Origin of the sequence: Intrasporangium calvum (assembly GCF_028446585.1) — a bacterium.
In the GTDB taxonomy this organism is placed as follows: domain Bacteria; phylum Actinomycetota; class Actinomycetes; order Actinomycetales; family Dermatophilaceae; genus Intrasporangium; species Intrasporangium calvum_A.
This window is the reverse complement of sequence record NZ_JAPFQL010000042.1, coordinates 13427-36118: the sequence shown is the minus strand read 5'-3', so window position 1 is coordinate 36118 and position 22692 is coordinate 13427. Positions and strand designations below refer to the sequence as shown.

The following is a 22692-nucleotide window of genomic DNA, read 5'->3' as shown; positions in this document are numbered from 1 at the left end:
AGCGGCACCGTGCCGACGTGCGGGAGCGAGCTCAGCGGCATACGCCATGATCGACGTTGGACCGCACACCAGATGGACAGGGGACCCCATGACGACTGACCCGCGCGAAGGGCTGCGGCTCGTCGTCGGCGCCGCCATCGTCGACGACCTCGAGCACCCCACGCGGCTGCTCGCCGCCCGACGGACCGAGCCCCCTGCGCTCGCCGGCGGCTGGGAGCTGCCCGGTGGGAAGGTCGACGCGGGGGAGTCGCCCCTGTCCGCGCTCCACCGGGAGGTCCTGGAGGAGCTCGGCGTCACCATCCGCCTCGGCCCCCACTTGCCCGGCCCGCTGCCCGGCGCCACGTGGGCGGTGGGCGAGCGCTACGAGATGCTCGTCTGGATCGCCGAGGTCCGCGACGGCGTCCCCGCCCCCATCGAGGACCACGACGCCGTCCGCTGGCTCGGCGTGACCGAGCTGCGGGACGTGCCCTGGCTCCCGGCCGACCTGCCCATCGTCGACGCCCTGGAGGCCCGCCTCGGCGGCGCGTTCGGAGGCTCCGCAAAATCCTGAGAGACTGTCCCTCATGCCCCTGAAGACCCGCGCGGACATCCGCAACGTCGCCATCGTCGCTCACGTCGACCACGGCAAGACCACCCTCGTCGACAAGATGCTCTGGCAGTCCGGTGCGTTCGGCGAGCACCAGCACGTCGACGAGCGCGCGATGGACTCCGGCGACCTCGAGCGGGAGAAGGGCATCACCATCCTCGCGAAGAACACCGCGGTCCACTACCGGGGCGCCTCCGCCCAGGAGCGGGGCCTCGAGGACGGCGTGACGATCAACATCATCGACACCCCCGGCCACGCCGACTTCGGCGGCGAGGTCGAGCGCGGCCTGTCCATGGTCGACGGCGTCGTCCTGCTCGTCGACGCCTCCGAGGGCCCGCTGCCGCAGACCCGCTTCGTGCTGCGCAAGGCGCTCGCCGCGAAGATGCCCGTCATCCTCTGCATCAACAAGGTCGACCGTCCCGACTCGCGCATCGCCGAGGTCGTCGACGAGGCCTACGAGCTCTTCCTCGACCTCGACGCGACCGAGGAGCAGATCGACTTCCCGATCGTCTACGCCTCGGCCAAGGCCGGCCGCGCCTCGCTCAACCGCCCCGAGAACGGCGAGCTGCCCGACGGCGACGACCTCGAGGCGCTCTTCGCGACGATCCTCGAGACGATCCCCGCGCCGACCTACGACGACGAGGCTCCGCTGCAGGCGCACGTCACCAACCTCGACGCCTCCAACTTCCTCGGCCGCCTCGCCCTGCTCCGCGTCCACAACGGCACGATCAGCAAGGGCCAGCAGGTCATGTGGTGCCGCCACGACGGCTCCCAGCAGCGGGTCAAGATCACCGAGCTGCTCATGACCGAGGCCCTCGAGCGCAAGCCGGCCGAGAGCGCGGGCCCCGGCGACATCATCGCCGTCGCCGGCATCCCCGACATCACCATCGGCGAGACCCTCGCCGACGCCGACAACCCCATGCCGCTGCCGCTCATCACGGTCGACGAGCCCGCGATCTCGATGACCATCGGCACCAACACCAGCCCGATGGTCGGCCGGGTCCGCGGCGCCAAGGTGACCGCCCGCATGGTCAAGGACCGCCTCGACCGCGAGCTCATCGGCAACGTGTCGCTGCGCATCCTGCCCACCGAGCGCCCCGACGCGTGGGAGGTCCAGGGCCGCGGCGAGCTCGCTCTCGCCATCCTCGTCGAGCAGATGCGCCGCGAGGGCTACGAGCTGACCGTCGGCAAGCCGCAGGTCGTGACGCGCGAGGTCGATGGCAAGGTCCACGAGCCGGTCGAGCGCCTCACCATCGACACCCCCGAGGAGTTCCTCGGCCCCATCACGCAGATCCTGGCCGCCCGCAAGGGCCGCATGGAGCAGATGACCAACCACGGCACCGGCTGGATCCGGATGGAGTTCCTCGTGCCGTCGCGTGGGCTCATCGGCTTCCGCACCGAGTTCCTCACCGAGACGCGCGGCACGGGCATCGCCCACCACGTCTTCGAGGACTACGAGCCGTGGTTCGGCCCGATCGTCACCCGGATCAGCGGGTCGCTGGTGTCCGACCGCAGCGGCGTCGTCACCGCCTACGCGATGGTCAACCTCCAGGAGCGCGGCACGCTCTTCGTCGAGCCGACCACCGAGGTCTACGAGGGCATGATCGTCGGCGAGAACTCCCGCTCCGACGACATGGACGTCAACATCACCAAGGAGAAGAAGCTCACGAACGTGCGCTCCTCCACGTCCGACAACTTCGAGAAGATCGTCCCGCCGCGCAAGCTCAGCCTCGAGCAGAGCCTCGAGTTCTGCCGCGAGGACGAGTGCGTCGAGGTCACGCCCGAGGCCGTGCGCATCCGCAAGGTCGTGCTCGACGCCACTGAGCGCTCCCGCACGGCCGCGCGCGCCAGGGCGGCGGCCAAGGCGGAGGGCTGACCCTGCCGTGTCCCTCCTGCCCCGTCCGCGGAGCCTGGCTCGGGTCGGCGCTGCCCTGACGGCAGTGCTGGCCCTGGCCGCGACGGCTGCGTGCAGCCCCGAGGACCTCATGGCGGCCACGTCGGCGGACCCGACCGGGGCGGCCACGGACCGCGCTGCGCCGGCCCAGGCCGGGGGCACCCTCAACGTCCTCGTCGCGGGCAACATCGCCACGTGGGACCCGCAGGTGATGTATCCCGGGCCCGAGGCTTTCTTCGCCCAGCGCACCTTCGTGCGGACTCTGACGACCTACGGCACGGGCGAGAAGGAGCGCGACCTCGTCGGCGACCTCGCCACGACCACGGGCAAGGAGTCCAACGGCGGCAAGACGTGGCAGTTCACCCTGCGTGAAGGCGTCACGTGGCAGGACGGGAAGCCGGTGACCTGCGAAGACATCCGTCGTGGCGTGGCCCGCACCTTCGACCGCACGACCCACGTGGCCGGCACGAACTACGCGAGCTTCCTGCTCAACGTGCCGACCAAGGTGACTGCGGAGGGCCTCGAGAAGCCGGCCTACTCCGGGCCGAAGGACACGAAGAACGAGAAGTCCTTCCTCAAGGCCGTGGTCTGCAAGGGCCGCACCATCACGTTCCACCTGCGCACGGCCGAGCGCGACTTCCCGCACATCGTCGCGCTGCCCGAGTTCGCGCCGCGCCAGGCGGGGGCTGACGCCGACGTCAAGCCGGCCGGCCAGGGCGGCGACGACAAGAAGGCCGAGTCGACCGAGATGCAGGCCTCCCTCGACGTCTTCTCGTCCGGGCCCTACCGGCTCGACGGCACCTGGCAGCCCGGCAAGGGCGGCACCTTCGTGCGCAACGAGCACTGGGACGCCGACACCGACCCCGTCCGCAAGGCCTACCCCGACCAGATCGTCGTGACGACCGGCCTCGACGAGGAGACGGTCATCGAGCGACTGCTCAACCAGCAGGGGAGCGACGCCCAGGCGGTCTCGTGGGTCCAGGCGTCGCCGACGCTGCGCAACCACGCCGGCACGGCCCTGCAGGCCCGGCTCACCTTCCCCTACACCGGCAGCGTCGACTACCTCGCCCTCAACATGCGCAGCAAGGTCATGTCCAAGGAGGTCGTCCGCAAGGCCTTCGCCCTGTCGACCAACCGGGCCACCTACGTCACCGCCACCGGCGGCGAGGGAGCCGGCTCGCCGACCTGGTCGATCCTCGGCCCGACCATCAGCGAGGCCGGCCTCCGGCCGCCCAAGGGTGCCCGCTTGGAGGGCGACCCCGAGGCGGCCCGCAAGCTCTTGGAGGACGCCGGCGTCGAGCTTCCCGTCAAGGTGCGCGTCGTCCACGCGCAGTCCCTGCTCATCGACAAGGCCTACGCCGCGCTCGAGGCCGGCTGGGAGCGGGCCGGCTTCGAGGTCGAGCGCACCTCCGTCAAGCCCGAGGACTACTACAAGACGATCGAGAAGCCGTCCTCGGTCAAGGACTACGACGTCTTCCGCGGGTCCTGGCAGCCGGACGTCCCCTCGGCCAGCGGCGTCCTGCCCGCCCTCTTCGACGCCCGGATCAACATCGACTCGACTGGCCCCGGCCAGGACGTCGGCTACTTCGACGACAAGGCCGTTGCCAAGCTGATGGACCGGGCCCAGGGCACCTCCGGCCCACGGGAGCGGGCCGCGATCTGGGCCGACACCGACACCTTGATCCGGGAGCGTGGCGGCTACGTCGCGCTCGCCGCGACCAAGGTGCTGCACATCCACGGGGCCGGCGTGCTCCACTACGACGACCACGCGGTCGGCGGCATCGTCGACGTCGCCACCGTCGCCGTCCGTTGACCCGCCCTGACACCCGCTGACCCGCTGACACCCGCTGACACCCGCTGACACCCGCTGACATCACGGAGGAGCAGATGGCCCGCCGACTCGTCCTCGTCCACGCCCACCCGGACGACGAGACCCTGACGTGCGGGACGACCATGGCCCACCACGTCGCCCGTGGCGACGAGGTGCACGTCGTCACCTGCACCCTGGGTGAGGAGGGCGAGGTCATCCCGGCCCACCTGAGCGAGCTCGAGGGGCACCCCGACGACCTGCTCGCCGAGCACCGCCGGGGCGAGCTGGCCGCGGCCCTCGACGCGCTCGGCGCCACCGGCCACCTGCTCGGCCACGACGGCCTGGGCCGCCGCCGCTACCGCGACTCGGGCATGGCCGGCTCAGCCGCCGCCGTCCGCCGCGACGCCTTCGTCAACGCCGACCTCACCGAGGCGGGCGCCGCCCTCGCCGGTCTCCTGCGCGAGCTGCGGCCCGACGTGGTCGTCACCTACGACCCCCAGGGCGGCTACAGCCACCCCGACCACATCCAGGCGCACCGCCTCACCCGCGCCGCGCTCGACCAGCTCACGGACGCCGAGCTGCCCGCTCACACCTACGAGATCCTCACCCCGCGGACCTGGGCGCAGGAGGACCGCGCCTGGACCCGGGGAGCGAGCCCAGCGGCATACGGCCTCGTCGTGGCGGGCGAGGACGATCCCTACCCGCCGTCCGTGGTCGACGACGCGCTGGTCACGCACGTCGTCGAGGACGCCGGCACCCGGGCGGCCAAGCTGGCCGCGCTGCGCGCCCACGCGACGCAGGTCATCGTCGCCACCGACGACCTGCACGCCCTGTCGAACCTCATCGCCCGCCGCACCACCGACCGCGAGGGCTTCCGTCGCGTCGACCCGCGCACGTGGGAGCCGTCGCCCGGCGAGGCAGGGGAGCGGACCGAGCGCCCGGCGGCGGGCCTCGTCGACTGACCGATTCCCACCAAACCGGTTGATCATGCAACCATATGCCTGCCTGGGAAACAGGCCGCGCACTGGGGAGCCCGGCGGTCCGTCGGACCGCTGGGCTATCGTGCGCTGACGACCTCGCCCTGCACGGAGAGCCCATGGCACCGAACGACCGCCGCGCCACCATCATCAGACTGCTCGTCGCCGCAGTCGTGCTCATCGGTGGCTACGTCGGCCTCGCCGCCTGGTCGGCGCAGCACCTGCCGTCCACGGTCTCCGTCGGCGGGATCCCCATCGGTGGGCTGACCGAGGCCGAGGCGAAGCAGGCCATCGAGACCAAGTCGAAGCCGCTCCTCGCCACCCCCATCGCGCTCAGCGTCCCCGGCATCGAGGACCCCGTCGAGATCATCCCCGGCGAGGCCGGGTTCTCCGTCCACGCGGAGCGCACGCTCGACGGGCTCACCGGCTTCACCCTCAACCCGGTGACCGTCTGGAACCGTCTCGTCGGGTCCGTCAAGGCGCCCCTGCTCACCCACGTCGACGACGAGGTGCTGACCCAGACCCTCACCAAGCTCGCGCCGTCCGTCGAGACCAAGCCGACCGAGGGCTCGGTCACCTTCCCCGACGGCAAGGTCGAGGTCACGGCGCCGGTCGCCGGTCGCACCCTCGACATCGCGGGCACCAAGCTCGCCCTGCGCAAGGCCTTCCCGCACGCCACGACCGCAACGGCCACCGTGAGCCCCATCGAGCCCCAGGTGACCGGCGAGGCCGTCGCCGCCGCGGCCCGGGACTTCGGCGAGAAGGCGATGTCCGGGCCCATCACCGTCGTCGCGGGCACGAGCAAGGGCAAGATCGATCCCGAGGACTACGCCCCGGCCGTCAAGATGGTGCCGGACGGCAAGGGGGCGCTCGAGCCGAAGTTCGACACGAAGAAGCTCACCGCCGTCGTCTCCAGCAAGGTCAAGGTCTCGACGAAGAAGGCCAAGGACGCCAGCTGGACCTTCGAGGGCGGCCGGCCCAGGATCATCCCCTCCGTCGACGGGACCGCCGTCGACGAGTCCGCGATCGCCGACGGCGTCATCACCGCGATGACCTCCGACGACCGGCGCGTCGAGCTCAAGGTCGTCACGACCAAGCCGAAGTTCACGACCGAGGACGCCAAGAAGGCCGGCGTCAAGGAGCTCGTCGTCGACTTCCAGTCGCCCTTCCCGCCCGAGGACACCACGCGCACCCAGAACCTCATCGTCGCGAGCCGGACCATCAACGGCACCTACATCGCGCCGGGGGAGACCTTCAGCCTCAACGGCATCCTCGGCGAGCGCACCACCGCCAAGGGCTACCGCGACGGCACCGTCATCATCAACGGCCGCCTGACCCGCGGCACCGGCGGCGGCATCTCCCAGGTCTCCACGGTCATCTACAACATGGCCTACTTCGCCGGTGTGCAGATCCTCGAGTTCACCCCGCACGCCTTCTTCATCCCGCGCTACCCCGAGGGGCGCGAGGCGACCGTCTTCTGGCCCTCCGTCGACAACAAGTGGAAGAACGACACCCCCCACGGGATGCTGCTGCAGACCTGGGTCGATGGCGGCTACGTCCACGGGCGCGTCTGGTCCACGAAGACCTGGGACATCAAGTCCATCAAGGGCGAGCGGCGCAACGTCAAGGAGCCCGAGACGATCAAGGACGACTCGCCGACCTGCTACCCGCAGCAGCCGCAGCCCGGCTTCGACGTGACCGTGACGCGGCAGTGGTACCGGCCGGGCTCGTCCACCCTCGTCAAGAGCGAGGCCGTCAACACGCACTACATCCCCGAGCACGAGATCATCTGCACCGACCCCAACGCCAAGCCCTAGCCGGGGACCCCTTTGGCCGTATGCCGCTGGGCTCGCTCCCGCTCCCGGGCGCGGTCCCAGCGGCATACCTCTGGGTGAGCTGAGTCGGCGAGTGCCGCAGCGCGACTTTCCCGCCTGTGCGGGAAAGTGGAGGGCAGCCGCGAGCGCGCGAACTGCTCTTTCGATCGTCAGGGGGTGGGCTGCACCAGGTAGGTGTACTCGTGGTGCACCGTGAAGCCGAGCGCCTCGTAGAAGGTGATGGCCGCGTCGTTGTCGCCCGACACCTGCAGGTAGATGGCCGGACGGCGGTCCTGACGGGCGATCCGGCCGACCGCGGCCATGACCGCCCGGGCCAGGCCACGGCGGCGGTGCTGGGGGTCCACCCAGAGGCCGAAGACGCCGACCCAGCCGGTGTGCAGGGCCAGCCGGACGACCGCGACGACCTCGTCGCTGCTCACGTCGCGGATGGAGAGGAAGAGCTGCCGCTCGCTGCCCGTGAGGACGGCCTCGGTGATGCCGGGAACCGTGGGACGGCCCCCGCTGTAGGCGGCCAGCCACTCGTCGGTCAGCTCGTCGACGACCTCGATCTGCGGGGCCTCAGCCCCCGGAGCGGGAATCCCGGAGGCCGGACCCGTCATGACGAGGACGCGGTCCCAGTCCTGGCGCCCGCCGCCGGCGACGTAGCCGCGCTCGAGAAGCCGCGCCCCGGTCGGGTCTCCGGCGACGGAGAAACCCGTCGGGCCGTTGACCTGGAACATCGCGCGCTGGCCGCGGGCGGCGTACCAGCGCTCGGCCCGGTCGATCGCGGCGTCGAGGTCCTCGGGCGGCGGGCCCACGACGAGAGCCGAGTTGGCCCGGCCCGTGTAGCCCGGCGCCGACCGCAGCAGCCACGTGCCCAGCGGCTCCTCGTCGACGGCGACCCAGCCCTCGGCACCGAGGCGCGCGAGGTCGTCGAGCGAGACGCGCAGGTGCGCCGGGCCGGGTCGGGTCGGGCGCGGCGGGACGGGCTTGGCCGCGACCACCTCACGTCGCGGCACCTCCACGCGCCCCGCCTTGGTCTCGAGGACGAGCACGTCCGCGGTGCGCTCGACGAGTTCGCCGATGACGTCCGTGACCTCGCGGCCACCGAGGCGCTGCCGCACGACGACGCGGCTACCCTCCCGCAAGCGGGCCGTCGGGTCTGTTACTTCCGTCCTATCGGAGGGGCGGTCCCTAGACGCGTCGGCCATGTCCGGCATACTAGGCGCGAGCACGAACCGCTCTCTCATCGCTCCTGTAGGAGGTCCGGTCTTCATGACCTACGTCATCGCCCAGCCTTGTGTCGACGTCAAGGACAAGGCGTGCATCGAGGAGTGTCCGGTCGACTGCATCTATGAGGGCATTCGATCGCTCTACATCCACCCCGACGAGTGCGTCGACTGCGGCGCGTGCGAGCCGGTCTGTCCCGTCGAGGCCATCTACTACGAGGACGACGTCCCCGAGGAGTGGGCCGACTACTACAACGCCAACGTCGAGTTCTTCGACGACCTCGGCAGCCCCGGCGGCGCGGCCAAGATGGGCCAGATCGCCAAGGACCACCCGCTCATCGTGGCGCTGCCACCTCAGGGCAACGCCGAGTGATCGACCGTTCCCTACCGGATTTCCCATGGGACTCGCTCGCGCCCTACCGGGCGCGGGCGAGTGCTCATTCTGAGGGCCTTGTCGACCTCTCCGTCGGCACACCCGTCGACCCCACGCCCGCGTTCGTCCAGCGAGCCCTCGCCGAGGCGGCCGACGCCCACGGCTATCCCCTGACGATCGGGACCGAAGAGGTCCGCGCGGCGATCTGCGACTGGTTCGCCCGCCGCCGCGGCGTCCCCGGGCTCGAGCCGACCCAGGTCCTGCCGACCATCGGCAGCAAGGAGCTCGTCGCCTGGCTGCCGACCTTCCTCGGGCTCGGGCCCGGCGACGTCGTCGGCATCCCGCAGGTCGCCTACCCGACCTACGACGTCGGGGCCCGCCTCGCCGGTGCCACCGCCGTCGTCGTCCAGTCCCTGACCAGCCTCGGGCCGCTCACCCGGGCCACGACGCCCAAGCTGCTCTGGCTCAACAGCCCCGGCAACCCCAACGGCCAGGTCCTCGGCGTCGAGCACCTCGCCAAGGTCGTCTCCTGGGCGCGCGAGCACGGCGTCGTCGTCGCGAGCGACGAGTGCTACGCCGAGCTCGACTGGCGGCCCGGACAGCTCGGCAAGGCGACGCCGAGCATCCTGCACCCCGACGTGTGCGGCGGCGACCACACCGGCCTGCTGTCCGTCTACTCCCTCTCCAAGCAGTCCAACCTCGCTGGCTACCGCGCCGCGTTCCTCGCCGGCGACGCCGACCTGATCGCCCGCATCCGCGAGGTCCGCAAGCACGCCGGCATGATGATGCCCGCGCCGATCCAGCACGCCATGGCCGCGGCCCTGCGCGACGACGAGCACGTCGCCGAGCAGCGCGACACCTACGGCCTGCGCCGCGAGATCCTGCTCGAGGCGGTGCAGCGCGCCGGCCTGCGCGTCGACTACTCCGAGGCGGGCCTCTACCTCTGGGCAACTCGCGAAGAGGACTGCTGGACAACGGTTTCCGACCTGGCCGACCGCGGCATCCTCGTCGCACCCGGCTCGTTCTACGGCCCCGCCGGAGCCCAGCACGTGCGCATCGCCCTCACGGCAACCGACGAACGGATCAGGGCGGCGGCCACCCGGCTCTAGCGCGAGTGAGCGCCCGCCCCACTGGATCGACCCCGTCGCGCGCCCGGTTCCCGGGGCCGGTGCCGGGTCGAGGAGTGCGCACTTCTGGATGACGTGCGCACTTGCCGCTCCCGTGCGTGCTGCACCGCGCACTCCTGCTGCAACTGCGGACGCGGACCAGGAGTGCGCAGTTCTGGCTCGAGACGATCCGACCCGAGAGTGGGGCGGGACCCGGGGAGCGAGCCCAGCGGCATACGGAATCCGCTCAATCCCCCCGTGCAGTCACGGGCCGGACCTCCTTTTCGCGCGGACACCCCGCTGGGGTAACGTCCCTTGCGGACATCCCGGCCCGTCGGTCGGTTCTCGAGGAGGCGAATCAACAGTGACGAACGCAGTGGACGCGACGCTCAAGGTCGGCGACAAGGAACTCACGTTCCCAGGAGTCGCGGCCTCCGAAGGCAGCAACGGGCTGGGGGTCAACTCGCTGCTCAAGGAGACCGGTCTGGTCACCTACGACGTCGGCTTCGTCAACACCGCGTCGTGCAAGAGCGCCGTGACCTACATCGACGGTGACCAGGGCATCCTGCGCTACCGCGGCTACCCGATCGAGGAGCTCGCCCGCGCCTCCAGCTTCGTCGAGGTCTCCTACCTCCTCATCTACGGCGAGCTGCCGACGAGCGACGAGCTGGCCCGGTTCGAGGAGCTGATCAGCCGGCACACGATGCTCCACGAGGACCTGCGCGCCTTCTTCAACGGCTTCCCGCGCGACGCGCACCCGATGCCGGTGCTCTCCTCGGCCGTCTCCGCGCTCGGCACGTTCTACCAGGACAGCCTCGACCCCTTCGACGAGGAGCAGGTCGAGATCAGCACGATCCGCCTCCTTGCCAAGCTGCCGACCATCGCGGCCTACGCCTACAAGAAGTCCGTCGGGCAGGCGTTCATCTATCCCGACAACTCGCTCAACTTCGTCGAGAACTTCCTCCGGATGACCTTCGGCGTGCCGGCCGAGCCCTACGTCGTCGACGAGACCGTCGCCAAGGCGCTCGACCTGCTCTTCATCCTCCACGCCGACCACGAGCAGAACTGCTCCACCTCCACGGTCCGTCTCGTCGGCTCCGCCCACGCCAACCTGTTCAACTCCGTCTCCGCCGGCATCCACGCCCTCTCCGGGCCCCTGCACGGCGGCGCCAACCAGGCCGTCCTCGAGATGCTCGGCGACCTGCGCAGCTCCGGCGAGGACCCCAAGCAGTTCATGCAGCGGGTCAAGAACAAGGAGGACGGCATCCGGCTGATGGGCTTCGGCCACCGGGTCTACAAGAACTACGACCCGCGCGCCGCCCTGATCAAGCAGGCCGCCGACGAGATCCTCGCCAAGCTCGGCAAGAACGACCCGCTGCTCGACATCGCCAAGCAGCTCGAGGAGATCGCGCTCGCCGACGACTACTTCGTCGAGCGTCGCCTCTACCCCAACGTCGACTTCTACACGGGCCTCATCTACAAGGCGATGGGCTTCCCGTCGAAGATGTTCACCGTGCTGTTCGCGATCGGCCGTCTGCCGGGCTGGATCGCCCAGTGGCGCGAGATGATCACCGACCAGGAGACCAAGATCGGCCGTCCGCGCCAGATCTACGTCGGCCAGACGGAGCGTCACTACCAGGGCTGACCGACGCTCGACGCATCTTCCGGCCCCGGCCCGACGCATGTCGGTCCGGGGCCCGATGCGTGGTGGGAGGGTGGCGCGACGGGCGACGCGGTTCGCGCCCGAGCCCGATGCGTGGTGGAGCGCCGTCGCGGCTCAGCCCAGGGTGACCGTCACCGTCGTCGAGGCGGCACCCTCGGACCACCCGTCGTCGCCCGCCTCCCGGTCCCACGCACGCTCGCCGATGGTGACGCGCGTCGCCCCGAACTGGGCGGCCCGCGCCACGGACCAGTGGGCGACGGCCCAGGCGGTCTGCTGGTCGGGAGCCGTCACGGTGAGGACGTCGCCGGTCGCCTCGGCCTGCTTCACGCCCATCTCGGTGGCGAGCGCCTTCGCGACCGCCGCGGGCTTCGCCGCGCCGGTGGCCTCGGCGAGCCGGCAGGTCAGACCTGCGGGGGAGTGGCCGCTCAGGGCCGACGCGAGCACCCGCCCCTGGCCCTCGTGGTCCCGGTAGGCCTCCGGGTAGCCGCTGCGCTGCACCTTCTGCGCGATCTCGGTGATGTCTGCGTGCTCGTAGTCCTCGACCTTGAGCAGGGCGTCGTAGAACTTGTTCGTCGAGTAGACGGGGTCGAGGATCTGCTCCTTGGTGCCCCAGCCCTGGCTCGGCCGCTGCTGGAAGAGCCCCAGCGAGTCCCGGTCGCCGTAGGTGATGTTGAGGATCTTCGACTCCTGGTAGGCCGTCGTCAGCGCGATCGTCGCCGCGCGCGGGGGCAGGTCCCGCTTGATCGACAGCGCGGTGATGAGCGCGGCGTTGCCCGTCTGCTCGGGGTCGAAGCTCTCGGTCATCCCGGCGGCCGTGATCGTGCACCGGGGCGTGCGGAGGCTGTCGTAGAGGAACCGCGAGGCCAGCCAGCCGCCGCCGGCGACGAGCGCGACGACGAGGAGCAGCGCGATGCGACCGCGGCGTCGGCGGCGTGGCGGGTGGGACGTGACGCCGGACTCGTCCATCACGAGGCCGAGGCGTTCATGGGGCATGGGTCCTGTCCGTCGTCGGTGGTTCGCGTCGGTGGTTCGCGTGGCTGGTTCGCGTGGCTGGGTCGCGTGGCTGGATCGTCGGGCTCAGTCGTTGGCGTGCAGTGCCTCGTTGAGCGTGATGCCCGTTCCCTTGCGGGAGCGGGCCTCGACGGCACCGGTCTCGCTGTTGCGGACGAAGAGCACGTTGTTGGACCCCGAGAGCTCCTTGGCCTTGACCACGGACCCGTCGGGCAGCGTCACCTTCGTCCCGGCGGTCACGTAGAGACCGGCCTCGACGACACAGTCGTCGCCGAGTGCGATGCCGATCCCGGAGTTCGCGCCGAGCAGACAACGCTCGCCGATGCTGACGCGTTCCTTGCCGCCGCCGGAGAGGGTGCCCATGATCGATGAGCCGCCGCCGATGTCGGAGCCGTCGCCCACGGTGACCCCCGCCACGATGCGGCCCTCGACCATCGAGGTGCCGAGGGTGCCGGCGTTGAAGTTGCAGAAGCCCTCGTGCATGACGGTCGTGCCGGGGGACAGGTGGGCTCCGAGGCGGACGCGGTCGGCATCGGCGATCCGCACGCCGGGGGGCACGACGTAGTCCGTCATCCGGGGGAACTTGTCCACGCCGAAGACCTGGACCGGGCCGCTGGCCCGCAGGCGCAGCCGGGTCTGCTCGAAGTCCTCGACCGCGCACGGGCCGTGGTTGGTCCAGACGACGTTGGCGAGGGCGCCGAAGATGCCGTCGAGGTTGATCGTGTTGGGCTGCACGAGGCAGTGGGAGAGCAGGTGGAGGCGCAGGTAGGCGTCGGACGCGCCGGCCGGGGCGGCGTCGAGGTCGATCTCGACGAGGACGACCTCGGTGCGCACGCGGCGCTGCTCGTCGGTCCGGACGAGCGCCTCGAGCCCCTCGGGGGCGGTGGCGTCGTCGGGTCGGCTCCCGAGGGCGGGTGCCGGGAACCACGTGTCGAGGACCTGCCCCCCGTCGGTGATGGTGGCGAGTCCGTATCCCCATGCGCTGCGCTCAGACATGGGCCCAAGGGTATTGGGGTCGCGGGCCGCGCGGGAACGGGGCCCGAGGCGCGGGCGGGCCCTTCGGGCCTGAACGACTAGCCTTCCCGTATGCCGCCGAGCTCAGTCCCCGGGACCAGCCTCCTTCTCGACCTGTCCAGTGACGTCGTCACCCTGACCGCAGCCGTGTGCGACATCCAGTCGGTGAGCTGGGAGGAGGCGCCGCTCGCGGATGCCGTCGAGGCGGCGCTGCGGGCGCTCGGGCACCTCGAGGTCCTCCGTGACGGCAACTCCGTCATCGCGCGGACCAACCTCGGCCGGGACGAGCGGGTCATCCTCGCCGGCCACCTCGACACGGTGCCGCTGGCGGCGGAGCCCAACCTGCCGACCCGTCGCGAGGCGGGCGTGCTGTGGGGCCGGGGCACCGTCGACATGAAGGGCGGCGTCGCCGTCATGCTCAAGCTCGCGGCAGGGGTGCCGGAGCCGTCGCGCGACATCACCTTCGTCTTCTACGACTGCGAGGAGATCGAGGGCAAGTACAACGGCCTCGGCCGCGTCGCCGCCAACCGCCCGGACGTGCTCGCCGCCGACTTCGCGGTCCTGCTCGAGCCGACCGACGGCGCCATCGAGGGCGGCTGCAAGGGCACCCTGCGCGTCGACGTGACGACCAAGGGCGTCGCCGCGCACTCGGCCCGCCCGTGGAAGGGTCACAACGCCATCCACGACGCGGCCCAGGTGCTGGGCCGCCTCTCCGCCTACCAGGCCGAGCAGATCGAGGTCGACGGGCTGGTCTTCAACGAGGCGCTGCAGGCCGTGGGGATCAGCGGCGGGATCGCGGGCAACGTCATCCCCGACCGGTGCACGGTCACGGTCAACTACCGCTTCGCCCCGGACAAGAACGTCGAGGCGGCCTACGCCCACGTGCAGCAGGTCTTCGACGGGTTCGAGTGCGAGCTCGGCGACGCCGTGGACGGCGCCCGCCCCGGTCTGCACCTGCCGGCGGCGCGCGACTTCGTGGCCGCGCTCGGGCTGCCGGTCAACCCGAAGGAGGGGTGGACCGACGTCGCGCGCTTCTCGGCGCTCGGCATCCCGGCCGTCAACTTCGGGCCCGGCGACCCGAACCTCGCGCACATGGACGACGAGCGCTGCCCGGTCACGCAGTACGAGGAGGCCGAGCGGGCCCTGCTGCGCTGGCTCGGCTGAGGCTTAGGGTGGTGCCCGTGAGCGATCACGACACCGACGAGCAGACAGCCGACGCGCGGGAGGTCGCCCGCGACCCCGAGATCCGGCCGGACGAGAAGCCGGCCGACCGCGTGCCAGAGACCGAGCGCCGCTCCGGGCCGCTGATGATGCGCCGCGGCAAGGTCCCCCCGACGACGACCGACCAGCGCCTGCTCGACCGGGGACAGCGCACCGACTGGCTGCACGCCGACCCGTGGCGGGTCATGCGGATCCAGTCGGAGTTCGTCGAGGGCTTCGGTGCCCTGGCCGAGCTCGGACCGGCCGTCAGCGTCTTCGGGTCGGCCCGCACGCAGCCGGGCGACCCGCACTACGCGATGGGCACCGAGGTCGGGCGTCTCCTTGCAGAGGCGGGCTACGCCGTCATCACCGGCGGCGGTCCGGGCGCGATGGAGGCAGCCAACAAGGGCGCCCTGCTCGGCGGCGGCACGTCGGTCGGGCTCGGCATCGAGCTGCCCTTCGAGACGGGCCTCAACGAGTACGTCGACCTCGGCGTCAACTTCCGCTACTTCTTCGCCCGCAAGACGATGTTCCTCAAGTACTCCCACGGCTTCATCGTCCTGCCCGGCGGCTTCGGCACCCTCGACGAGCTCTTCGAGGCCGTCACCCTCGCGCAGACCCGCAAGGTGACGCAGTTCCCGGTCGTCCTCATGGGCACCGGCTACTGGAAGGGCCTGATGGACTGGCTGCGCGACGCCGCGCTGGCCGGCGGGATGATCGGCGAGGACGACATCGACCGGCTCGTGCTCACGGACGAGCCGGCCGAGGCGGTGGCCGCGGTCCAGGCACATGAGGAGCCGGCCGGCGCGACCGAGGCGGAGCGGCCCGAGTGAAGTGGTTCATCCTCCTCGTCGGGATCGTCGTCCTGTGCTTCGCTGTCGCGCTGATGCTGGGATGGGCCGGCGGAGCCGTCGGTCTCGGCCGAGCCACGTCCTCGCTCAGCCACGAGCCGCTGCCGGAGGGTGAGCTGCACGACGCAGACATCGACGAGCTGCGGTTCGACGTCACCTTCCGGGGCTATCGGATGAGCCAGGTCGACGGGGTGCTCGAGCGGCTCCGTCGCGAGCTGCGCGAGAAGGACGAGCAGATCGCCTTCCTCCGCGCGGGCTCAGAGCCGGTCGCCGAGCCGGTCGCCGAGCCGGTCGCCGAGCCGCTCCCGGCTCCGGAGCGCGCTGAGCATTACGACGCGCCGCAGGCATGAGGAGCGAGGCCCGGACCCGGCCGCTGAGGACGTTCCTCCTCACCGTGCTCGCGGTCTATGTCGCGTGCCGGGTGGTCACCACGGCGATCCTGCTCGCCGTCATGGCCGGCCAGGTCCCGAGCGGCATGACCGGCGGCGACGACGTCCCCGTCACGTACTTCCCGTTCACCGCGCTCTGGGACGGGCAGTGGTACGAGATCATCGCGAACGACGGCTACCCCGACCACGTCCCGCGCGGGGCTGACGGCGGCGCACAGCAGAACCCGTGGGCGTTCTACCCGCTCTTCCCGTTCCTGTCCCGGGCGCTGATGGCCGTCACCGGGATGGACTTCCCGGCGGCCGGCTCGACCGTCGCCCTGCTGTCCGGCTTCGGCGCCGCCCTGCTCATGGCTGTGCTCCTGCGCGAGCGCATCGGCGAACGGGCGGCCCTGGTCGTCGTCGTGCTCTGGGCCTCGTTCCCGGCCTCGGTCGTGCTCCAACTCGCCTACACCGAGTCGCTCGCGATGCTCCTCCTGCTCGCCTCCCTCTACGCCCTCGCGCGCGAACGCTGGCTCGTCGCCGCGGCGGTCGCGGTGCTCCTGGGCCTGGCCCGGCCCATCGCCGTGCCGCTCGGGGTCGTCACGCTCGTCGCGCTGTGGCTGCGCTGGCGGGCCCGCGGCCTCCGGCCGATCACCACCAAGGAGTATGCCGCTGGGCTGGCTTCGCTGGTCGGGTGCGGTATCGCCGGCCTCCTCTGGCCCGCCATCGCCTGGTGGGGCACGGGCGAGCGGAGTGCCTACACCGACACGATGGCCGCCTGGCGTGGCTCCGGAGTGGTGGAGCCGTTCACTCCCTGGTTGGGGATGTCGAAGTACGCCTTCGGCGACACCTGGGGGCCGGTGTGGCTCGTCGTCGTCCCCGTGGTCATCGTCGCCATGGTGGCCGGTCCGTGGGCGCGGGGCCTGGGCGCCGAGCTGCGCACCTGGACCGTGGCCTATCCCGCCTATCTCGCGGCAGTCCTCGACCCCTTCACGAGCATCTTCCGCTACCTCATCCCGCTCTTCCCGCTGCTCGCCGTCGCCGTGGGCGCGGGCTGGAGCGACCGTCGCGGCTCGACGTGGCCCCGGCTGCTCCTGCGCGCGGTGCCGCTGCTCGTCGCCTTCGTCATCGGGCAGTACTTCTGGACCGACATCCTCTGGCGCTACATCCCGTCACCGACGGGCGACTACCCGCCGTGACGCCGCACCGCCGTCCCGGCTCGGGAGGGCTGGGACGGCGGTCGGGCTGGGAGCGAGCTCAGCGGCATACGGCCGGATGGGGTCAGCGACCGGCGAAGGTCGGCTTCTCCTTCGCGAGGAACGCGTCGACGGCGGTCTGGTGGTCGGCGCTGCGGCCGGTGAGGCCCATCAGCTCGGCCTCGTGGGCCAGCGCGGTCGCGAGATCGGTGCCGGCGCTCGTCGCGACCGCCCGCCGGATGGAGCCGTAGGCCAAGGTCGGCCCGGCGGCCAGCGTCGTCGCGAGCTCGGTGACGACCCGCTCGAAGTCGTCGGCCGTGACGACCCGGGACACGAGGCCCAGCGACAGCGCCTCGTCCGCGGGGATCGTGCGGGGGAACATGAGCAGGTCCTTGGCGCGCGCCGGCCCGACCAGGCGGGGCAGCGACCACGAGGCGCCCGAGTCGCACGAGAGGGCGATGCCCGCGAAGGCCGTGTTGAGGCCGGCACTGTCGACGATGACCCGCACGTCACACGCGAGCGCAAAGCTCAGCCCGGCCCCGGCGGCGACCCCGTTGACCGCGGCGACGACCGGCTTGTTCATCGTGGCGAGCAGCGTGACGATCGGGTTGTAGTGCTCGGTGACCGTGGTGGCCAGCGTCGTGTCACCCGAGCGGAGGTCGGCCACGTGCTCCTTGAGGTCCTGGCCGACGCAGAACGCGCGCCCGTTGCCCGTCAGCACGACACAGCGGATCGCCGGGTCGTCCGCGGCCGTGCGCAGGGCGTCGAGGAGCGCCACCTTGAGCGCCCGGTCCAGCGCGTTCATCGCGTCGGGCCGGTTGAGCCGGACCCAGGCAACCCCGTCCGTCACGGTCAGGTCGAGCGGAGTGTCGGCGACGGAGTCTGGGGGAGGGGACATCTCGGGGTTCGGCACAGTCATGCCGCCCACTCTCTCCCAAACCGCTGGTGCGGGAAAGTGCTGGCCGGGTGACGTGCTCGTCCTCACACCCCGGATTAGGTCACGCCCAGCGGACACGGGATAATGGCTCCAGACCACCCGATTTCCTGTGGAAGGGGCACCATGGCAGCAATGAAGCCGAGGACCGGCGACGGACCGCTCGAGGTCGTCAAGGAGGGTCGCGGCATTGTGCTGCGCATGCCTCTTGAGGGCGGCGGCCGCCTCGTCGTCGAGATGACCCCGGACGAGGCTGCGGCCCTGCGGGACGCCATCCAGGGGTGTGACGGCGTCAACTGAGCAGCCTGCGCGCACACGGCTCCCGACAGTCAGGTCGGGGGCCGTTGTCGTCGTGGTGCGGGCGCGCGGGGTCGTTGTGCGGGCGCGCGGGCGCCTCAGCGCTTGACCGCGAGGAGCAGCCCGTCGCCGATCGGGACGAGCGAGACGGTGAACCGCGCGTCGTCACGCAGCGCCCGCCCGACGTCCCGCAGGGTGCGCGTCTCCGGGTCACGCATCGCCGGGTCGGACTCCTTGTCCGTCCACGTCAGGACCAGCGTCCCGCCGGACCGGAGCAGCCGGGTGGCCTGCTCGACATAGTCCGGGTACTCCTCCTTGTCGGCGTCGACGACCACGAGGTCATAGGCGCCGTCCGTCATGCGGGGCAGCACGTCGAGCGCCCGGCCCGCGATCACCCTGGTGCGCTGGTGGGCCACCCCCGCCGCGGCGAACGCCTCACGCGCCGCGTGCTGGTGCTCGACCTCGAGGTCGATCGTCGTGAGGATCCCGTCCGCGGGCATGCCGGCCAGCAACCAGAGCCCGGACACCCCCGCGCCCGTGCCGACCTCCATGACCGCCTTCGCGCCGGTCGCGGCAGCGAGCATGCTGAGGAAGGCCCCGACGCCGTTGCCGACGGCCTCCACCCCGAGCTCCTCCGCTCGCCCCTGCGCCTCCTCGACGTGGTCGCTCGGGGGGACGAACTCCTCGGCATGCGACCAGGCAGCCACTTTGTGCGTGCTCATGGTCGTCACCATAGTGCCCGCCGTCCGCGTCGGCCCGACGTCACACAGGTGATCCACAGGATGATGACAGTGAAAATCGTGACGGCCGGGGAAGGGTAGAGGGGAACGAAAGCGGCCGGCGTGGCGTTGTGCTGGTCAAGAGTCCCGAAAGGTGTCTGATCGCGTGAGTGCGACCGTCCTGTCCAAGGCCCCCGGCTCCGCCGGCGAGCCGCCGCTCGTGGCTGCCCCGGGCAGCGCCGAGACGACGACCGAGCCCGGCTGGACCCCCCCGACGTGGGAGGAGGTCGTCGAGCAGCACTCGGCACGGGTCTACCGCCTCGCCTACCGCCTGACCGGCAACCCCCACGACGCCGAGGACCTGACGCACGACGTCTTCGTCCGGGTCTTCCGCTCCCTGCACTCCTACCAGCCCGGCACGTTCGAGGGCTGGCTGCACCGCATCACGACCAACGTCTTCCTCGACAAGATGCGCCGCAAGCAGCGGATCCGCTTCGACGCGCTGCCCGAGGATGCCGCCGGCCGCCTGGCCAGCGCCGAGAAGGGCCCCGAGCAGACCTACCACGACGCGCGTTTCGACGACGACGTGCAGCGGGCGCTCGATGCCCTCGCGCCGGAGTTCCGCGCCGCCGTCGTGCTCTGCGACATCGAGGGCCTCTCCTACGAGGAGATCAGCGCGACGCTCGGCGTCAAGCTCGGCACCGTCCGTTCCCGGATCCACCGCGGCCGCGCGCAGCTTCGCGAGGCGCTGGCGCACCGCGCCCCCGAGGCGACCAAGAAGCCCGAGACCCGCACGTCCCGCCCGGGCCTGCGGCTGCCGGGCCGACGAGTGGCCGCAGGCGCCAGATGAGCCGCGCCGCACTGGCCATCGATGGGGTGGGTGAGTCGTGACTCCCCATCTCGGTGGGCATGTTCGGGCCTATGTCGACAGGGCGCTTCCCCCTGCGATCCTGCATCTCTACGACCGGCACCTCGTCGCCTGCATGGTGTGTCGCGCCGCGGCCGACCAGGAGCGCCGGATCATGGCTGCGCTGCGCAGCGACAGCTGCGGTCTGCCGGGCTCGTTGCGCAGCTCGCTGATGAGCCTCGCCGCCTCGCCGGTGCCCGAGCCTCCCGCCCCGATGGGTCCGCGCATCCCGCTCGGACCGCTCAGCCCCCTCGCCGTCCGCGGCCTTCGCTCGTGGGAGGGCGCGGCCATGCCGTCGAGCGCCCCCGGAGTCAGCCGTGGCGGGTCGTTGACGACGGTCGCTCCCTCGGCCCCACCGCTGCACCGGTCGCCCATGCGGGCCGCAGTGGTCGCCTCCCTCGCCGCCGGCGCCTCGGTCGCCGCAGCCTGGGGCCTCGCCGTCGCACCGCTGCCCGGAGGGACCCGACCCCCGGCCGTTCGACTCCCGTCAGGCGTGGCGAGCGTCGGTGCCGTCAACTACGGCGCCGTCATGCCGTCCCTCCCGTCATCGACCACCACCGGGGCCTCCCGATCGGCGTCGGGGGCTCGCCCGTCGCCCCTGTCGGTCCTCTCCTCGTCCCGGGGAGTCCTCCCGACGCCCAGCCCGTCGACCCCGGTTCGTATCTCGCTCGTCTCTTCGGCACAATCGGGGCCATGAACGACGACCCCACCGAGCGGCGGCCGAGCGACACAGGACTGGACCGCCCCGGCGAGGTCGAGCACACCGGTGCCATCGAGCACCCGATCACCCAGCCGATCCCCGGCGCTCCCCCGGAGACCGAGGAGCATGGGTGGTTCCGCCGGTTCGCGGCCGAGCACCCGACGGAGGGGCCGGTCGTCCCCGCGCGCGCCGATTCCGCCTGGGGCTCTGACCGGGCCGATGCGCTCGCCGAGGAGTCTCATCGAGCCCGGCACGCTGCGTCGTCCCAGGACTACCCCGTCGGGGTGCCCTACGCCTATCCGGGTGGGTCCGCTGCGTCGCGTGCCGCCGGGGGCGACGTCGTGCCGCCGGGGCCCGGCCAGGCGCCTCTCCTGCCGCCCCCGTCCGGCGCGCCGGTCGCGACGCTGCCGCCGCCGACCGGACCCGGGGAAGGGATGCCCACCTCCCCGGGCGCACGGCGTCGCGGACGGCGCGCCCTGCTCGTGACCGGCATCATCGCTCTGTGCCTCGCCTCCGGCGTCGTCGGCGGCATCGCCGGCCAGGTGATCGAGGACCGGGTCGTCCTGAGCGGTCGCACGCTGCCCGAGCCCGGGCCGGGCGTCACTGATCGGCCCGCGGGTTCGGTCGCCAACATCGCGGCCCAGGCGCTGCCCAGCGTGGTCACCATCAAGGTCGACGCCGGCGCCGAGGGGGCCGGCACCGGCTCCGGCTTCGTCATCGACAACCGCGGCCACATCCTGACCAACAACCACGTCGTCGCCGCCGGCGCCAAGAACGGCGTCATCGAGGTCGTCCTCAGCAACGGTGAGACCGAGAGGGCCACGATCGTCGGCCGTGACGTCAGCTACGACCTCGCCGTGCTGCGCATCGAGCGCACCGACCTGACGCCGCTGCGGCTGGGGGCGTCCGACAAGGTCGTCGTCGGCGACTCGGTCATCGCCGTCGGGGCGCCGCTCGGCCTCGACCAGACCGTCACCTCCGGCATCGTCAGCGCACTCAACCGGCCCGTGGCGCCGGGCGCAGGTGACGACCTGTCGTTCATCAACGCCATCCAGACCGACGCGGCCATCAACCCGGGCAACTCCGGTGGTCCGCTGCTCGACCTGTCCGGCCAGGTCATCGGCGTCAACTCCGCGATCGCGCGGGTCCCGGGCGCCGGTGCGTCCGCCTCGGGCAACATCGGCCTGGGTTTCGCCATCCCGAGCGATCAGGCCCGACGCACCGCCGACCAGCTCATCTCGACGGGCAAGGCGACCCACCCGATCATCGGCGTCATGCTCGACCGGACCTACTCCGGCGAGGGCGCGCTGGTCCAGGATGACTCCGACGCGGTGACCCCCGACGCACCGGCGGACAAGGCCGGAGTGCAGCCCGGCGACGTCATCGTGGGCTTCGAGGGTGAGCCGATCCGCACCCCGGACCAGCTCATCGTGTCGATCCGGTCGAGGGCCGTGGGAGAGACCGTCACGCTGACGATCGAGCGCGACGGCGAGCAGATTGACCTGGAGATGACCCTCGAGGCTGATCCAGAGAAGTGACACCCGGCAACGGGTCCGTATGATGGCGCCGGCGGCACGCCGGTGCCGAGGCCGCGGAGGGTGAGCAAGAGTGTTCGACATCAACGGGTGGGAGTTCCTGCTGCTCGGTGTCCTGGCCATCCTCGTGCTCGGCCCGGAGCGCCTGCCGGACTACGCCGCCAAGCTGGGCCGCTTCGTGCGCCAGGCGCGGGGCATGGCCGACCGGGCCAAGCAGCAGCTCAAGGAGGAGATGGGGCCGGAGTTCTCCGACGTCGACTGGCGGGCCTACGACCCGCGTCAGTACGACCCGCGCCGCATCGTGCGCGATGCCCTGAGCGCAGCGCCGGAGGAGGACGTGGCGCCGGCCCCGAAGCCGGTCAGCACCCCGAAGTCCCATGACCCGGCGCTGCCGACTCCCTGGGACACCGAGGCCACCTGACCCGGACCCCAACGCAACACACCCCCTTACTGCGTGCTCACCCCGCTGCAGCAGGGGGAAGCATGAGATAAGGGGGTGTGTTGCGTC

Annotated in this window: 22 protein-coding genes; 17 read left to right on the top strand and 5 right to left on the bottom strand. The window is 71.5% G+C overall.

Going from position 1 to position 22692, the window contains the following annotated elements:
* Window positions 1-88: 88 nt before the first annotated feature.
* The 5 genes from OO014_RS10920 (at window position 89) to OO014_RS10900 (ending at window position 7084) form a co-directional block, all read left to right on the top strand.
* Entirely contained in the window at window positions 89-550 is a 462-nt protein-coding gene (locus OO014_RS10920; protein WP_272462345.1) for a (deoxy)nucleoside triphosphate pyrophosphohydrolase, read from the top strand.
* A 13-nt stretch (window positions 551-563) separates the two neighbouring features.
* On the top strand, window positions 564-2462 hold the full coding sequence (typA, locus tag OO014_RS10915) for a translational GTPase TypA (protein ID WP_272462344.1): 1899 nt from the start codon (window positions 564-566) through the stop codon (window positions 2460-2462).
* Between the two features lie 7 nt (window positions 2463-2469).
* Window positions 2470-4293, top strand: coding sequence for an ABC transporter substrate-binding protein (locus OO014_RS10910; protein WP_272462343.1), 1824 nt, complete (start codon window positions 2470-2472; stop codon window positions 4291-4293).
* A gap of 74 nt (window positions 4294-4367) precedes the next feature.
* On the top strand, window positions 4368-5252 hold the full coding sequence (mshB, locus tag OO014_RS10905; RefSeq protein ID WP_272462342.1) for an N-acetyl-1-D-myo-inositol-2-amino-2-deoxy-alpha-D-glucopyranoside deacetylase: 885 nt from the start codon (window positions 4368-4370) through the stop codon (window positions 5250-5252).
* Window positions 5253-5386: 134 nt separating this feature from the next.
* On the top strand, window positions 5387-7084 hold the full coding sequence (locus OO014_RS10900) for a VanW family protein (RefSeq protein ID WP_272462341.1): 1698 nt from the start codon (window positions 5387-5389) through the stop codon (window positions 7082-7084).
* Window positions 7085-7251: 167 nt separating this feature from the next.
* Here the strand turns inward: OO014_RS10900 and OO014_RS10895 are convergent, their stop codons facing one another.
* Window positions 7252-8292: a GNAT family N-acetyltransferase gene (locus tag OO014_RS10895; protein WP_272462340.1), complete on the bottom strand. Its 1041-nt coding sequence runs from the start codon at window positions 8290-8292 to the stop codon at window positions 7252-7254.
* A 64-nt stretch (window positions 8293-8356) separates the two neighbouring features.
* On the opposite strand from OO014_RS10895, the gene fdxA reads away from it, so the two are divergent.
* The 3 genes from fdxA to OO014_RS10880 all read left to right on the top strand — a co-directional run bounded on the left by fdxA (window position 8357) and on the right by OO014_RS10880 (window position 11434).
* The gene (gene fdxA / locus OO014_RS10890) at window positions 8357-8683 is read left to right on the top strand and encodes a ferredoxin (RefSeq protein ID WP_272462339.1); all 327 of its coding nucleotides are present in this window, start codon (window positions 8357-8359) and stop codon (window positions 8681-8683) included.
* Window positions 8680-9792, top strand: coding sequence for a succinyldiaminopimelate transaminase (dapC, locus tag OO014_RS10885; protein ID WP_272462338.1), 1113 nt, complete (start codon window positions 8680-8682; stop codon window positions 9790-9792). Before fdxA ends, dapC begins: the two co-directional genes overlap by 4 nt.
* A 361-nt stretch (window positions 9793-10153) precedes the next feature.
* Entirely contained in the window at window positions 10154-11434 is a 1281-nt protein-coding gene (locus OO014_RS10880) for a citrate synthase (protein ID WP_272462337.1), read from the top strand.
* Window positions 11435-11566: 132 nt separating this feature from the next.
* On the opposite strand, the gene OO014_RS10875 is transcribed toward OO014_RS10880, so the two are convergent.
* Window positions 11567-12445 carry a hypothetical protein gene (locus OO014_RS10875; RefSeq protein ID WP_272462336.1) on the bottom strand — a complete coding sequence of 293 codons (879 nt, stop codon included), beginning with the start codon at window positions 12443-12445 and terminating at the stop codon, window positions 11567-11569.
* An 84-nt stretch (window positions 12446-12529) separates the two neighbouring features.
* Complete coding sequence (dapD, locus tag OO014_RS10870; protein WP_272462335.1) at window positions 12530-13459, bottom strand: 2,3,4,5-tetrahydropyridine-2,6-dicarboxylate N-succinyltransferase; 930 nt, start codon at window positions 13457-13459, stop codon at window positions 12530-12532.
* A 90-nt stretch (window positions 13460-13549) separates the two neighbouring features.
* Here dapD and dapE point away from each other — a divergent pair, with 90 nt between their 5' ends.
* From dapE to OO014_RS10850, 4 genes are read left to right on the top strand one after another with little or no spacing between them, the layout of a single operon-like run.
* Window positions 13550-14641 carry a succinyl-diaminopimelate desuccinylase gene (dapE, locus tag OO014_RS10865; RefSeq protein WP_272462334.1) on the top strand — a complete coding sequence of 364 codons (1092 nt, stop codon included), beginning with the start codon at window positions 13550-13552 and terminating at the stop codon, window positions 14639-14641.
* 8 nt (window positions 14642-14649) lie between these two features.
* Complete coding sequence (locus OO014_RS10860; RefSeq protein WP_420485500.1) at window positions 14650-15510, top strand: TIGR00730 family Rossman fold protein; 861 nt, start codon at window positions 14650-14652, stop codon at window positions 15508-15510.
* Entirely contained in the window at window positions 15507-15878 is a 372-nt protein-coding gene (locus OO014_RS10855) for a DivIVA domain-containing protein (protein WP_272462333.1), read from the top strand. Before OO014_RS10860 ends, OO014_RS10855 begins: the two co-directional genes overlap by 4 nt.
* Window positions 15875-17095 carry a hypothetical protein gene (locus OO014_RS10850; RefSeq protein WP_272462332.1) on the top strand — a complete coding sequence of 407 codons (1221 nt, stop codon included), beginning with the start codon at window positions 15875-15877 and terminating at the stop codon, window positions 17093-17095. The genes OO014_RS10855 and OO014_RS10850 overlap by 4 nt, the downstream gene beginning before the upstream one ends.
* A gap of 82 nt (window positions 17096-17177) precedes the next feature.
* Here OO014_RS10850 and OO014_RS10845 read toward each other — a convergent pair whose 3' ends face one another.
* Window positions 17178-17990: an enoyl-CoA hydratase/isomerase family protein gene (locus tag OO014_RS10845; RefSeq protein WP_420485502.1), complete on the bottom strand. Its 813-nt coding sequence runs from the start codon at window positions 17988-17990 to the stop codon at window positions 17178-17180.
* A gap of 162 nt (window positions 17991-18152) precedes the next feature.
* Between OO014_RS10845 and OO014_RS10840 the strand changes: the two genes are divergently transcribed.
* Window positions 18153-18326, top strand: a complete 174-nt coding sequence (locus OO014_RS10840; RefSeq protein WP_013493416.1) for a DUF3117 domain-containing protein — start codon at window positions 18153-18155, stop codon at window positions 18324-18326.
* A gap of 95 nt (window positions 18327-18421) precedes the next feature.
* Here the strand turns inward: OO014_RS10840 and OO014_RS10835 are convergent, their stop codons facing one another.
* On the bottom strand, window positions 18422-19045 hold the full coding sequence (locus tag OO014_RS10835) for an O-methyltransferase (RefSeq protein WP_272462330.1): 624 nt from the start codon (window positions 19043-19045) through the stop codon (window positions 18422-18424).
* 217 nt (window positions 19046-19262) lie between these two features.
* On the opposite strand from OO014_RS10835, the gene sigE reads away from it, so the two are divergent.
* The 4 genes from sigE to tatB all read left to right on the top strand — a co-directional run bounded on the left by sigE (window position 19263) and on the right by tatB (window position 22605).
* Window positions 19263-19892, top strand: coding sequence for an RNA polymerase sigma factor SigE (gene sigE / locus OO014_RS10830; protein WP_272462372.1), 630 nt, complete (start codon window positions 19263-19265; stop codon window positions 19890-19892).
* A gap of 37 nt (window positions 19893-19929) precedes the next feature.
* Window positions 19930-20646: an anti-sigma factor family protein gene (locus tag OO014_RS10825; protein WP_272462329.1), complete on the top strand. Its 717-nt coding sequence runs from the start codon at window positions 19930-19932 to the stop codon at window positions 20644-20646.
* Complete coding sequence (locus tag OO014_RS10820) at window positions 20643-22187, top strand: S1C family serine protease (RefSeq protein WP_272462328.1); 1545 nt, start codon at window positions 20643-20645, stop codon at window positions 22185-22187. Before OO014_RS10825 ends, OO014_RS10820 begins: the two co-directional genes overlap by 4 nt.
* 70 nt (window positions 22188-22257) lie before the next feature.
* On the top strand, window positions 22258-22605 hold the full coding sequence (tatB, locus tag OO014_RS10815; protein WP_272462327.1) for a Sec-independent protein translocase protein TatB: 348 nt from the start codon (window positions 22258-22260) through the stop codon (window positions 22603-22605).
* Window positions 22606-22692 lie beyond the last annotated feature (87 nt).